The organism is Pseudomonas sp. IAC-BECa141 (assembly GCF_020544405.1).
GTDB lineage: Bacteria > Pseudomonadota > Gammaproteobacteria > Pseudomonadales > Pseudomonadaceae > Aquipseudomonas.
Genome location: NZ_CP065410.1, coordinates 5,086,287 through 5,099,965, shown reverse-complemented (window position 1 = coordinate 5,099,965; position 13,679 = coordinate 5,086,287). Strand labels below are relative to the sequence as shown.

At 62.3% G+C, this 13,679-nt stretch carries 12 protein-coding genes; all 12 read left to right on the top strand.

From position 1 onward, the window contains the following. Positions 1 to 293: 293 nt before the first annotated feature. The 12 genes from mraZ to I5961_RS23230 are packed head-to-tail and all read left to right on the top strand — an operon-like array spanning position 294 to position 13,677. Positions 294 to 749, top strand: coding sequence for a division/cell wall cluster transcriptional repressor MraZ (gene mraZ, locus I5961_RS23285; RefSeq protein ID WP_003205355.1), 456 nt, complete (start codon positions 294 to 296; stop codon positions 747 to 749). Next, positions 746 to 1,693 carry a 16S rRNA (cytosine(1402)-N(4))-methyltransferase RsmH gene (gene rsmH / locus I5961_RS23280; protein WP_413541583.1) on the top strand — a complete coding sequence of 316 codons (948 nt, stop codon included), beginning with the start codon at positions 746 to 748 and terminating at the stop codon, positions 1,691 to 1,693. Before mraZ ends, rsmH begins: the two co-directional genes overlap by 4 nt. Further along, the gene (ftsL, locus tag I5961_RS23275; RefSeq protein WP_085700842.1) at positions 1,690 to 1,983 is read left to right on the top strand and encodes a cell division protein FtsL; all 294 of its coding nucleotides are present in this window, start codon (positions 1,690 to 1,692) and stop codon (positions 1,981 to 1,983) included. Before rsmH ends, ftsL begins: the two co-directional genes overlap by 4 nt. Continuing rightward, positions 1,983 to 3,722, top strand: a complete 1,740-nt coding sequence (locus tag I5961_RS23270) for a peptidoglycan D,D-transpeptidase FtsI family protein (RefSeq protein WP_227235635.1) — start codon at positions 1,983 to 1,985, stop codon at positions 3,720 to 3,722. Before ftsL ends, I5961_RS23270 begins: the two co-directional genes overlap by 1 nt. Then, positions 3,722 to 5,185, top strand: a complete 1,464-nt coding sequence (locus I5961_RS23265) for a UDP-N-acetylmuramoyl-L-alanyl-D-glutamate--2,6-diaminopimelate ligase (RefSeq protein ID WP_085701785.1) — start codon at positions 3,722 to 3,724, stop codon at positions 5,183 to 5,185. The genes I5961_RS23270 and I5961_RS23265 overlap by 1 nt, the downstream gene beginning before the upstream one ends. Continuing rightward, entirely contained in the window at positions 5,178 to 6,545 is a 1,368-nt protein-coding gene (locus I5961_RS23260; RefSeq protein ID WP_085701784.1) for a UDP-N-acetylmuramoyl-tripeptide--D-alanyl-D-alanine ligase, read from the top strand. Before I5961_RS23265 ends, I5961_RS23260 begins: the two co-directional genes overlap by 8 nt. Next, positions 6,545 to 7,627, top strand: a complete 1,083-nt coding sequence (gene mraY, locus I5961_RS23255) for a phospho-N-acetylmuramoyl-pentapeptide-transferase (protein ID WP_085700838.1) — start codon at positions 6,545 to 6,547, stop codon at positions 7,625 to 7,627. Before I5961_RS23260 ends, mraY begins: the two co-directional genes overlap by 1 nt. Before the next feature lie 5 nt (positions 7,628 to 7,632). Continuing rightward, entirely contained in the window at positions 7,633 to 8,979 is a 1,347-nt protein-coding gene (gene murD, locus I5961_RS23250; RefSeq protein WP_227233503.1) for a UDP-N-acetylmuramoyl-L-alanine--D-glutamate ligase, read from the top strand. After that, the gene (ftsW, locus tag I5961_RS23245) at positions 8,976 to 10,193 is read left to right on the top strand and encodes a putative lipid II flippase FtsW (RefSeq protein WP_085700836.1); all 1,218 of its coding nucleotides are present in this window, start codon (positions 8,976 to 8,978) and stop codon (positions 10,191 to 10,193) included. Before murD ends, ftsW begins: the two co-directional genes overlap by 4 nt. Further along, positions 10,183 to 11,253, top strand: a complete 1,071-nt coding sequence (murG, locus tag I5961_RS23240) for an undecaprenyldiphospho-muramoylpentapeptide beta-N-acetylglucosaminyltransferase (RefSeq protein ID WP_227233501.1) — start codon at positions 10,183 to 10,185, stop codon at positions 11,251 to 11,253. Before ftsW ends, murG begins: the two co-directional genes overlap by 11 nt. Then, the gene (gene murC / locus I5961_RS23235) at positions 11,246 to 12,706 is read left to right on the top strand and encodes a UDP-N-acetylmuramate--L-alanine ligase (protein ID WP_085700834.1); all 1,461 of its coding nucleotides are present in this window, start codon (positions 11,246 to 11,248) and stop codon (positions 12,704 to 12,706) included. Before murG ends, murC begins: the two co-directional genes overlap by 8 nt. Next, positions 12,703 to 13,677: a D-alanine--D-alanine ligase gene (locus I5961_RS23230; RefSeq protein WP_085700833.1), complete on the top strand. Its 975-nt coding sequence runs from the start codon at positions 12,703 to 12,705 to the stop codon at positions 13,675 to 13,677. The genes murC and I5961_RS23230 overlap by 4 nt, the downstream gene beginning before the upstream one ends. Positions 13,678 to 13,679: the final 2 nt, after the last annotated feature.

Here is a 13,679-nt window from a genome sequence, read left to right as displayed (position 1 = left end):
TTCAATCAACAGCAGAAGCGCTTTTGTAATACCGAAAAAATCTTACTCTTAACAAATTACTTTAACTTTCGAGCGCAGCTTTCAGTGCTGCTTCAAGTTATTGGATAAAAGCATCCGCCAGATTCTCGTTGCTCCTCCTTTTATGCTCCTAAATCTCCGTTCTGTAAGGGTTTTCCTTTAATCCGCGCCTTGACGGTGTGGTGGGCGCATTCCTATAGTGTGCGCAAGTGGCGGAAAGTGGCATGAAGTGGGTTTTTTGAGCTCAAAACGATAAAAATTGGAGAAACGCTGACGTGTTTCGCGGAGCTAACGCTATCAGTCTCGACGCAAAGGGCCGTCTCGCCATGCCGAGCCGGTACCGTGACGAGCTCGTTTCGCGCAGCTCCGGCCAGTTGATCGTGACCATTGATGCCGTTGATCCGTGTTTGTGTGTCTACCCGCTCGATGAGTGGGAAATTATTGAAACCAAGTTGCGCGCGCTTCCTTCTCTTCGCGAAGAGAACCGTCGTCTGCAACGTTTATTGATTGGTAATGCCGTTGACCTCGAGCTCGACGGCAGTGGTCGTTTCCTGGTGCCGCCGCGTCTGCGCGAATACGCGAAGCTCGACAAGCGCGCAATGCTGGTGGGCCAACTGAACAAGTTCCAACTGTGGGACGAAGATGCCTGGAACGCGGTTTCTGCCGCTGACCTGGCTGCCATACAACAACCGGGCGCCATGCCTGACGAACTGCGTGATCTGATCCTGTGACTATTGATAGCGGCTTCAACCACATCACCGTACTGCTTGACGAAGCCGTCGAGGCTCTCGCCGTACGTCCTGATGGCTGCTATCTGGACGGCACGTTCGGACGCGGCGGGCACAGCCGGTTGATCCTGAGCAAGCTCGGGCCGGATGGTCGGCTCATCGGATTCGACAAGGATCCTCAAGCGATTGCCACCGGGCAAACGCTAGCGGCCGAAGACGGCCGCTTTGTCGTTGTGCAACGCAGCTTTGCCGAGCTCGGCTCGGTGGTTGCCGAACAGGGGCTTACAGGCAAGGTCAGCGGCATTCTGTTGGATCTGGGCGTGTCTTCGCCTCAGCTCGATGATGCCGAGCGCGGCTTCAGTTTCCTCAACGACGGCCCGCTGGACATGCGCATGGATCCGTCCCGTGGCATCAGCGCCGCCGAGTTCGTCAACACCGCGCCGGTGGAAGAAATCGCCCGTGTCTTCAAAGAATACGGCGAAGAACGTTTCTCCGGTCGCATGGCCCGTGCCGTGGCCGAGCGTCGTGACATCACGCCGTTCGAGCGCACCGCCGATCTGGCTGAAGTCCTGAAAGTCGCCAACCCGGCGTGGGAAAAGGGCAAGAACCCGGCAACCCGCGCTTTCCAGGGCCTGCGCATTCACGTCAACAACGAACTGGGCGATCTGGAAGCGGGCCTCGAAGCCGCGATCGAATGCCTGGAAGTGGGCGGTCGTCTGGTCGTAATCAGCTTCCACTCGCTGGAAGACCGTATCGTCAAACTGTTCATGCGCAAGCTGGTGAAAGGCGAAGCCGACAACTTGCCGCGCAACCTGCCGGTTCGCCACGTTGCGTTCGAACCGAAAATCAAAGTCCATGGCAAAGCGCAGACGGCCTCCGACGCCGAACTCAAAGCCAACCCACGTTCCCGTAGCGCCGTCATGCGCGTCGCGGAGAAATTGCGGTGAGCAAGCTTTTCGCCAAGCCATTGCCCGGCGGCAGCTTTTTGATGCTGCTGTTGTTCATCGGCGTGCTGGTGTCGGCCATCGGCGTGTCTTACAGCGCCCACTGGAACCGGCAATTGCTCAACACCCTTTACAACGAGCTGAGCGTGCGCGACAAGGCGCAGGCCGAGTGGGGGCGCCTGATTCTGGAACAAAGCACCTGGACCGCCCATAGCCGGATCGAAGTGCTGGCTACCGAACAACTGAAGATGCACATCCCCGGCGCAGCTGACGTGAAGATGGTGGCGCCATGATGAAGCTCGAAGGGGCACTCTTCCCGTGGCGCTTCCGTCTGGTGGTCGGTCTGCTGGGTATGATGGTGGCCGCGATCTGCTGGCGCATCATCGACCTGCAAGTGGTCGACCGCGACTTCCTCAAAGGCCAGGGTGATGCGCGCAGCGTTCGTCATATCCCGATTCCGGCGCACCGTGGTCTGATCACCGACCGTAACGGCGAGCCGCTGGCCGTCAGTACGCCGGTGACCACCCTGTGGGCCAACGCCAAGGAAATGCAGCTGGCCAAAGAGAAGTGGCCGGCACTCGCTGCGGCGCTGGGGCAGGATCCTAAAGCACTGGCCGAACGTCTTGAAGCACAGGCCAACAAAGAATTCATTTATCTGGTGCGCGGGTTGACCCCTGAGAAGGGCCAGGCCGTGCTCGACCTGAAAGTGCCGGGCGTCTACGGCATCGAAGAATTCCGCCGGTTCTACCCGGCCGGTGAGGTGACGGCGCACATGGTCGGGTTCACCGACATCGATGACCACGGTCGTGAAGGCGTCGAGCTGGCCTACGATGAATGGCTGGCCGGCGTGCCCGGCAAGCGGCAAGTCATCAAGGATCGGCGCGGACGGCTGATCAAGGATGTCCAGGTCACCAAAAACGCCAAGGCCGGCAAGCCCTTGGCGTTGTCGATTGACCTGCGTCTGCAATATCTGGCCAACCGCGAGCTGCGCAACGCGATCATCGAGAACGGCGCCAAGGCCGGCAGTCTGGTGATCATGGACGTGAAGACCGGCGAGATCCTCGCCATGGTCAACCAGCCGACCTACAACCCGAACAACCGTCGCAACCTGCAACCGGCGATGATGCGTAACCGCGCAATGATCGACGTGTTCGAACCCGGTTCGACCATGAAAGCGATCTCGATGAGCGCCGCGATCGAAACCGGCCGCTGGAAACCGAGCGACACCGTCGAGGTGTATCCGGGCTCCCTGCAGATCGGTAAATACACGATCAAGGACGTATCGAAAACCGAAGGTCCGGTACTCGACCTGACCGGTATTCTGATCAATTCCAGTAACGTCGGCATGAGCAAGGTCGCGTTCGATATCGGCGGCGAAACCATTTTCCGCCTCGCACAGAAAGTCGGCCTCGGCCAGGACACCGGCCTCGGCTTCCCGGGCGAGCGTGTCGGCAACCTGCCGAACTACCGCGAGTGGCGCAAGGCCGAGACTGCAACGCTGTCGTACGGCTACGGTATTTCGGTGACCGCGATTCAACTGGTGCACGCGTTTTCGGCGTTGGCCAACAACGGTCGTCTCGCACCGCTGACCCTGATCAAAACCGACAAGGCGCCGCAGACCACCCAGGTGCTGCCGGAAGCCGTCGCCAAAACCATGCAAGGCATGCTGCAACAAGTGATCGAAGCCCCGCGCGGGGTGTTCCGTGCGCAGGTGCCGGCCTATCACGTGGGCGGCAAGTCCGGTACCGCGCGTAAGACATCGGTCGGTACCAAGGGCTACGCCGAAAACTCTTACCGCTCGCTGTTCGCCGGCTTCGGCCCGATGAGCGATCCACGTTATGCAATCGTCGTGGTGATCGATGAACCGACCAAGGCCGGTTACTTCGGTGGTCTGGTCTCGGCACCGGTGTTCAGCCGCGTGATGTCGGGCACCCTGCGCCTGATGAACGTCACTCCGGACAACCTGCCGACGACACAACAGGCCAACGCCACCCCGGCCGTTCCGCTGAAAGCCAATGGAGGGCGCGGCTGATGTCTCTGAGTCTGAACAAGATTTTTCCCCACGCCGGCCACGATCTGTTGATCCGTGAACTGGCGCTCGACAGTCGCAACGTGCGCGCGGGTGACCTGTTCCTCGCGGTGCCGGGCGGCAAGTTCGACGGTCGTGCGCACATCGCCGACGCCTTGCAGCGCGGCGCGGCTGCCGTGGCTTATGAAGTGGAAGGCGCCACCGTGCTGCCGATCACCGAAGTGCCGCTGATTCCGGTCAAAGGCCTGGCTGCGCAGCTGTCGGACATCGCCGGGCGTTTTTATGGTGAGCCAAGTCATCATCTGAATCTGATTGGCGTCACTGGCACCAACGGCAAGACCAGCGTGACTCAGTTGGTGGCGCAGGCGCTGGACCTGCTCGGTCAGCATTGCGGCATCGTCGGCACCTTGGGCTCCGGTTTCCACGGCTCGCTGCAAAGCGGCCTGCACACCACGCCGAACCCGATTGCCATGCAAGCGACTCTGGGCGACCTGAAAAAGGCCGGCGCCAAAGCCGTGGCCATGGAAGTCTCGTCCCACGGTCTGGATCAGGGCCGGGTTACCGCGCTGGCGTTCGACGTCGCGGTGATGACCAACCTGTCCCGCGATCACCTGGATTACCACGGCACCATGGAAGCGTACGCCGAGGCCAAGGCCCGGCTGTTCGCCTGGAATGACCTGAAGTGCCGCGTGGTCAACCTTGACGACGATTTCGGCCGGCAACTGGCCGCTGAAAAACGCGAATCGCGGTTGATCACTTACAGCCTGCTCGACAGCAGTGCCTATCTCTATGTGCGTGAAGCGCAGTTCGACGACCATGGCGTGCGCGCCACCCTGGTGACGCCACAGGGCGAGCATCATCTGCGCAGCACGCTGCTCGGTCGTTTCAACCTGAGCAATGTACTGGCCGCCGTCGGCGCCTTGCTCGGTCTCGACTACGCGCTCGACGAAATCCTCAAGGTGTTGCCGAAACTCGAAGGTCCGGCCGGACGCATGCAGCGTCTCGGCGGCGGTACCCAGCCGCTGGTGGTGGTCGATTACGCCCACACGCCGGATGCCCTGGAAAAAGTTCTGACCGCATTGCGTCCGCACGTCAAAGGCCAATTGTTGTGCCTGTTCGGCTGCGGCGGTGATCGCGATCGCGGTAAGCGTCCGCTGATGGCCGAAGTGGTCGAGCGTCTGGCCGACCGCGTGCTGGTGACCGATGACAATCCGCGTACCGAAGATCCAGCCGTCATTTTTGATGACATCCGCGCCGGTTTCACGGCTGTGGACAAGGTGACGTTCGTGGCCGGTCGCGGTCAGGCCATCGCGCAACTGATCGCCGGCGCTTCGGCGGATGACGTGATCGTTCTGGCCGGCAAAGGTCACGAGGACTATCAGGAAATCAACGGCGAACGCCATGCATTCTCGGATCTGGTCGAGGCCGATCACGCCCTGACCGCGTGGGAGGTGGCCCATGCTTAAGGCCCTGAAACTCAGCGAATTGACCAACGCGCTCGATGCCCGTCTGATCAGTGCCGACGCCAGTTTTGACGGCGTGAGCATCGACAGCCGCGCGATCAAGGCCGGCCAACTGTTTATCGCCCTGACCGGCCCGCGTTTCGACGGTCATGACTATTTGAATGAAGTCGCTGCCAAAGGCGCCGTTGCTGCATTGGTCGAGCGCGAAGTCGCCGACAGCACGCTGCCGCAGTTGCTGGTCAAGGACACCCGCCAGGCGCTCGGCCAATTGGGTGCGCTGAACCGTGCCGCGTTCACCAAGCCGGTCGCCGCCGTTACCGGTTCCAGTGGCAAGACCACAGTCAAGGAAATGCTCGCGAGCATCCTGCGCACGCGCGGTTCGGTACACGCGACCCGTGGCAACCTGAACAACGACCTCGGCGTACCGCTGACCCTGCTCGAACTCGCCCCGGAGCACAGCGCGGCGGTGATCGAACTGGGTGCTTCGCGTCTGGGTGAAATCGCTTACACCGTAGGGCTGACCAAGCCGCACGTGGCGATACTCAACAATGCCGGAACCGCCCATGTCGGCGAGTTTGGCGGGCCGGAGAAAATTGTTGAAGCCAAGGGCGAAATCATCGAAGGACTGGCAGCCGATGGCGTCGCGGTGCTGAACCTCGATGACAAGGCGTTTGGCATCTGGAAGACCCGCGCTGCCGGTCGCAAGGTACTGACGTTTGCTCTGAGCAACTCTCAGGCGGATTTTTACGCCAGCGACCTGGCCACCGATGCCCGTGGCTGCCCGGCGTTCAACCTGCACACTCCTGAAGGTGTGGAACGGGTTCAACTGAACCTGCTCGGCACCCATAACGTCGCCAACGCCATGGCTGCCGCCGCTGCCGCGCACGCCTTGGGCGTGTCGCTGTTCGGCATCGCCACGGGGCTTGGCGCGGTACAACCGGTCAAGGGTCGCACCGTCGCGCAGCTGGCGAAAAACGGCATGCGCGTGATCGACGACACTTACAACGCGAACCCCACCTCCATGTGCGCGGCCGTTGATATACTCGCCGGCTTTTCCGGCCGCACCGTCCTGGTGCTCGGGGATATCGGCGAGTTGGGCGACTGGGCGGAGCAGGGGCACCGCGACGTGGGCGAGTACGCCCGGGGCAAGGTTTCCGCGCTTTATGCCGTCGGGCCGAACATGATCCACGCCGTGAACGCATTCGGCGAACAGGCGCATCACTTCGGCACTCAGGCCGAACTGATCCAGGCCCTCGACGCCGAGCAGGACACAAACACCACCATTTTGATCAAGGGTTCGCGCAGCGCGGCGATGGAAAACATCGTTGCGGCCCTGTGCGGGTCCAGTCTGGAGAAACATTAATGCTGCTGCTGCTAGCGGAGTATCTGCAACAGTTCTACAAAGGCTTCGCGGTCTTCCAGTACCTGACCCTGCGCGGGATTCTCGGTGTGCTGACCGCGCTGGTCTTGTCGCTGTGCTACGGCCCGTGGATGATCCGCACCCTGCAGAACCGTCAGATTGGTCAGGCCGTTCGTAACGACGGCCCGCAATCGCACCTGTCCAAATCCGGTACGCCGACCATGGGCGGCGCGCTGATTCTGTCTTCGATCGGTGTCAGCACCCTGTTGTGGGCCGACCTGAGCAACCGCTACGTGTGGGTCGTGTTGCTGGTGACCCTGCTGTTCGGCGCCATCGGCTGGGTCGACGACTATCGCAAGGTGATCGAGAAGAACTCCCGTGGTCTGCCGAGTCGCTGGAAATATTTCTGGCAGTCAGTGTTCGGCCTCGGCGCGGCGATCTTCCTTTATATGACCGCCTCCACGCCGGTGGAAACCACCCTGATCCTGCCGATGCTCAAGGACTACAGCATTCCGCTGGGCGCAGGCTTCATCGTGCTCACGTACTTCGTGATCGTCGGTTCGAGCAACGCGGTCAACCTCACCGACGGCCTCGACGGTCTGGCGATCATGCCGACAGTAATGGTCGGCGGCGGCCTGGGCATCTTCTGCTACCTGTCGGGTAACGTGAAATTCGCTGAGTACCTGCTGATCCCTTACGTACCGGGCGCAGGCGAGCTGATCGTGTTCTGCGGCGCGCTGATCGGTGCCGGCCTGGGCTTTCTGTGGTTCAACACCTACCCGGCGCAAGTCTTCATGGGCGACGTCGGCGCACTGGCGCTGGGCGCGGCCCTGGGCACCATCGCGGTGATCGTCCGTCAGGAAATCGTCCTGTTCATCATGGGCGGCGTGTTTGTGATGGAAACCCTGTCAGTCGTCATTCAGGTTGCGTCCTTTAAGCTGACCGGTCGCCGTGTGTTCCGCATGGCACCGATTCACCACCACTTTGAACTCAAGGGCTGGCCCGAGCCGCGCGTGATCGTCCGTTTCTGGATCATCACCGTGATTCTCGTGCTGATCGGCCTTGCCACCCTGAAGCTGAGGTAGAACGAGTGTCTCTGATCGCTTCTGACCACTTCCGCATCGTTGTCGGCCTCGGCAAGAGCGGCATGTCCCTGGTTCGCTTCCTGGCGAACCGGGGCGTGGCGTTTGCCGTGGCCGACACGCGGGAAAATCCACCGGAACTGGCCACGCTCCAGCGTGACTATCCGCACGTGGAAGTGCGTTGTGGCGAGCTGGACGTCGAGTTCCTGTGCCGTGCCGACGAGCTCTACGTGAGCCCCGGCCTGGCGCTGGCGACCCCGGCCCTGCAAGCCGCTGCGGCCCGTGGCGTGAAGCTGTCCGGCGACATCGAGCTGTTCGCGCGTAACGCGAAGGCGGCGATCGTGGCCATCAGCGGTTCCAACGCCAAAAGCACCGTCACCACTCTGGTCGGCGAGATGGCGGCTGCGGCCGGCAAACGCGTCGCTGTGGGCGGCAACCTCGGTACGCCGGCGCTGGATCTGCTCAGCGATGACGTCGAGCTGTACGTGATGGAGCTGTCGAGTTTCCAGCTGGAAACCACCGACCAGCTCAACGCCGAAGTGGCGACCGTGCTCAACATCAGCGAAGACCACATGGACCGCTACAGCGGTCTGCCGGCCTATCACCTGGCCAAGCACCGGATCTTCCGTGGTGCGAAGCAGTTCGTGGTCAACCGTCAGGACGCCCTGACCCGGCCGCTGATGGGCGAGGGCCAGCCGTGCTGGACCTTCGGCCTGACCAAACCCGATTTCAAGGCATTCGGTCTGCGCGAAGAGAATGGCGAGAAATACCTGGCCTTCGAATTCCAGAACCTGATGCCGGTGCGCGAATTGAAGATTCGCGGTGCCCACAACCAGTCCAACGCCTTGGCGGCGCTGGCGCTCGGCCACGCGGTCGGGCTGCCGTTCGACGCCATGCTGGCAGCGCTGCGCACCTTCGCCGGTCTCGAACACCGTTGCCAGTGGGTGCGTGATCTGGACGGCGTCGGTTACTACAACGATTCCAAGGCCACCAACGTGGGCGCCGCACTGGCTGCCATCGAGGGCCTGGGTGCGGACATCACCGGCAAGGTCGTGCTGATCGCCGGTGGCGACGGCAAGGGTGCCGACTTCAAGGACCTGCGCGATCCGGTGGCGGCCCATTGCCGTGCCGTGATCCTGATGGGGCGCGACTCCGACAAGATCGGCGAAGCCATTGGCGATGCCGTGCCGTTGATCCGCGCCACCACACTGATCGACGCCGTCGAGAAATGCCGCGCCGCCGCCCAACCGGGTGACGTGGTGCTGCTGTCGCCGGCCTGCGCCAGTTTCGACATGTTCAAGAACTACGAAGACCGTGGTCACCAGTTCGTCCGCGCCGTGGAGGATCTGGCATGAGCTTGAGAAACATCATCAAGCCATACCCGTCGCCGCTCATTACCGGACGTGGGATCGACCTCGACTTCCCGATGCTCGCCGGTTGCCTGGCGTTGCTCGGCCTGGGCCTGATCATGATCGCCTCGGCTTCCACCGAAGTGGCCGCCGTGCAGTCGGGCAGCCCGCTGTATTACATGATTCGTCACCTGATTTACGTGGTGCTGGGCCTGGGGGCCTGCGTCGTCACGATGATGATCCCGATCGCCACCTGGCAGCGCCTCGGCTGGATGATGCTGATCGGTGCGTTCGGTCTGCTGGTGATGGTGATCATCCCGGGGATCGGTCGTGAGGTGAACGGTTCGATGCGCTGGATCGGTTTCAGCTTCTTCAACGTCCAGCCGTCCGAGATCGCCAAGGTGTTCGTGGTGATCTACCTCGCCGGTTATCTGGTGCGTCGCCAGAAAGAAGTGCGCGAGAGCTGGATGGGCTTCTTCAAGCCGTTCATCGTGCTGCTGCCGATGGCCGGCCTGTTGCTGATGGAGCCGGACTTCGGTGCCACCGTCGTGATGATGGGCGCCGCAGCGGCGATGCTGTTCCTCGGCGGGGTCGGGCTGTTCCGGTTCTCGCTGATGGTGGTGCTGGCCGTGGCGGCGGTGGTGTTGCTGATTCAGATGCAACCGTACCGGATGGCGCGTCTGACCAACTTCGCCGACCCGTGGGCAGACCAGTTCGGCGCCGGTTATCAGTTGTCGCAAGCCTTGATCGCGTTCGGTCGCGGTGAATGGCTGGGCGTAGGCCTGGGCAACAGCGTGCAGAAGCAGTTCTACCTGCCGGAAGCACACACCGACTTCGTGTTCTCGGTTCTGGCCGAAGAGCTCGGCGCCGTGGGTTCGCTGTGCACTGTGGCGCTGTTCGTGTTCGTGTGTATTCGTGGCATGTACATCGGTCTGTGGGCCGAGAAAGCCAAACAGTTCTTTGCCGCTTACGTTGCCTATGGGCTGTCCTTCCTGTGGATCGGCCAGTTCCTGATCAACATCGGCGTGAACGTCGGCCTGCTGCCGACCAAGGGCCTGACCTTGCCGTTCCTCAGCTATGGCGGCAGTTCCCTGGTGATCTGCTGCGCCTGCCTTGGCTTGTTGCTGAGGATCGAGTGGGAGAGTCGGACCCACCTGGGCAGTGAAGAGATGGAGTTCCATGAGAGCGACTTCGCCGAGGAGCCGAACCATGGGCGCTAACGTTTTGATCATGGCTGGCGGCACCGGTGGCCACGTGTTCCCGGCGCTGGCCTGTGCCCGTGAATTCCAGGCGCGCGGCTACACCGTGCACTGGCTCGGCACGCCGCGCGGAATCGAAAACGATCTGGTGCCGGCGGCGGGTCTTGAATTGCACCGCATCAACGCTACCGGCCTGCGCGGCAAGGGCAAGCTGTCGTTGCTCAAGGCACCGTTCATGTTGCTGAAATCGGTATGGCAGGCGCGGGCGATCATTCGCCGGTTGCGTCCGGTGTGCGTGGTCGGATTCGGCGGCTATGTGACCGGCCCCGGCGGTATCGCCGCCAAACTGGCCGGCGTGCCGGTGATCGTTCATGAGCAGAACGCCGTGGCGGGGACCGCCAATCGGTTGCTGGTGCCGTTCGCCGCCCGGGTGTGTGAAGCCTTCCCCGACACCTTTACCCTGTCGGACAGCCGCCGTACCACCGGTAATCCGGTGCGCAGCGAGCTGTTCCTCGAAACACCGCGCCCGGCCCTGGCCGGACGCAAGGCGCGTTTGCTGATCCTGGGCGGAAGCCTGGGCGCAGAGCCGTTGAACAAGTTGCTGCCTGAAGCCCTGGCACAAGTCGCTGCCGACTTGCGTCCGGAAGTGTTCCATCAGGCGGGCAGAAACCACGTTGAAGTGACTGCAGAGCGCTACCGCGCCGCCGGCGTGGATGCGCAGGTGCAGCCGTTCATCAAAGACATGGCCCAGGCCTATGGCTGGGCTGACCTGGTGGTGTGCCGCGCCGGCGCATTGACCATCAGCGAACTGGCCGCCGCCGGTCTGCCCTCGATGCTGGTGCCTTTGCCCCACGCGATCGACGATCACCAGACCCGCAACGCCGATTATTTGGCCCGCGAAGGCGCTGCCTTCCTGATGCCGCAAAGAACGACTGGCGCCGCGGACCTTGCCGCGCGCCTGACAGAGGTCTTGATGCAACCGCAACGACTCGAACAAATGGCCCAAGCGGCCCGCCGTCTGGCAAAACCCGAAGCCACCCGCAGCGTGGTGGATACCTGTCTGGAGGTGGCCCATGGTTGAGAATCAGAAAGCCATGCCGCAACCGGAAATGCGCCGCATCCGTCGCATCCACTTCGTCGGGATCGGCGGCGTGGGCATGTGCGGCATCGCCGAAGTGCTGCTGAACCTGGGCTATGAAGTATCCGGTTCGGACCTTAAAGCTTCGCCGGTGACCGAGCGCCTGGAATCCTTCGGTGCGCAGATCTTTATCGGCCATCGTGCCGAGAACGCCGCTGCCGCCGATGTGCTGGTGGTGTCGAGCGCCGTCAACACGTCCAACCCGGAAGTGGCGACCGCTCTGGAACGCCGCATCCCGGTGGTTCCGCGTGCCGAAATGCTCGCCGAACTGATGCGCTACCGCCACGGCATCGCCGTCGCCGGTACTCACGGCAAGACCACCACCACCAGCCTGATCGCTTCGGTGTTCGCGGCCGGTGGCCTGGATCCGACGTTCGTCATCGGTGGCCGTCTGAACGCCGCGGGCACCAATGCCCAGCTCGGCACCAGCCGTTACCTGATCGCCGAAGCCGATGAGAGCGACGCAAGCTTCCTGCACCTGCAACCGCTGGTGGCCGTGGTCACCAACATCGACGCCGACCACATGGCGACCTACGACGGTGACTTCAACAAGCTGAAGAAAACCTTCGTTGAGTTTTTGCACAACCTGCCGTTCTACGGTCTGGCAGTGGTGTGCCTGGACGATCCGGTGGTGCGTGAAATCCTGCCGCAGGTCAAACGTCCGGTCGTCACCTACGGCTTCAGCGAAGAAGCCGACGTGCGCGCCATCAATGTTCGCCAGCAGGGCATGCAGACCTTCTTCACCGTACTGCGCCCCGAGCGTGAGCCGCTGGATGTGTCCGTGAACATGCCGGGCAACCACAACGTACTCAACGCACTGGCAACCATCTGCATCGCCACCGACGAAGGCGTCAGCGATGAAGCCATCGTCCAGGGCCTGTCCGGGTTCCAGGGTGTTGGCCGGCGTTTCCAGGTCTACGGCGAACTGCCGGTGGACGGCGGCAAGGTGATGCTGGTCGACGACTACGGTCACCACCCGACCGAAGTCGCGGCAGTCATCAAGGCCGTGCGCGGTGGCTGGCCTGAGCGCCGGCTGGTGATGGTTTACCAGCCGCACCGCTACAGCCGCACCCGCGATCTGTACGACGACTTCGTGAATGTGCTGGCCGATGCCAACGTGTTGTTGCTGATGGAAGTCTATCCGGCCGGCGAAGAGCCGATCCCGGGTGCCGACAGCCGCAAGCTGTGCAACAGCATCCGTCAGCGCGGCCAGCTTGACCCGATCTACATCGAGCGCGGCGTCGACCTGGCACCGCTGGTCAAGCCGCTGCTGCGTGCCGGCGACATCCTGCTGTGCCAGGGCGCCGGTGATATCGGTGGCCTTGCACCAAAACTGTTGAAAAGCGAGTTGTTCGCCGGTGCCGTGGCGGCACCGGTCGAGGGGAAGTTGAAATGACTGCTGCCTACGCCAATCTGTTTTCCACCATCGCCCCGAAGGATTTCGGCCGGGTGGCCGTGCTGTACGGTGGCCTGAGCGCCGAGCGTGAGGTCTCGCTGAAGTCCGGCAACGCGGTGCTCTCTGCGTTGCAAAGCGCCGGTGTGGACGCGTTCGGCATCGACGTCGGTGCCGACATTCTGCAGCGCCTGCTGAGCGAGAAGATCGACCGCGCGTTCATCATCCTCCACGGTCGCGGCGGTGAAGACGGCAGCATGCAGGGTCTGCTCGAAGTGGCCGGCATTCCGTACACCGGCAGCGGCATCCTGGCTTCGGCGCTGGCGATGGACAAATTGCGCACCAAGCAGGTCTGGCACACGCTCGGGATTCCGACGCCGCGTCACGCCGTGCTGCGCAGCGAGGCCGATTGTATTTCGGCAGCGACGGAACTGGGCTTCCCTTTGATCGTCAAACCGGCGCATGAAGGTTCAAGTATCGGGATGGCCAAAGTGAGTTCTGCGTCCGAGTTGATCGACGCATGGAAAGCGGCCAGTACCTACGATTCGCAAGTGTTGGTCGAGCAATGGATCCACGGTCCCGAGTTCACCATCGCCACCCTGCGTGACCAGGTGTTGCCGCCTATCGCGCTGGGCACGCCACACACGTTCTACGACTACGACGCCAAGTACATCGCCAACGATACCCAGTATCGGATTCCGTGCGGGCTCGATGCCGCCAAGGAAAAGGAACTCATGGACCTCACGGCGCAAGCCTGCGAGGCGCTGGGCATCGCCGGCTGGGGCCGGGCGGACGTGATGCAGGACGCCGACGGCAAATTCTGGTTTCTGGAAGTCAACACCGCTCCCGGCATGACCGATCACAGCCTGGTACCGATGGCGGCGAAAGCGGCCGGTCTGGATTTCCAGCAACTGGTCCTGGCCATTCTGGCCGCCAGTGTCGATGCCGATGGCAAGAAAGAGGCGCGAGGTTAAGA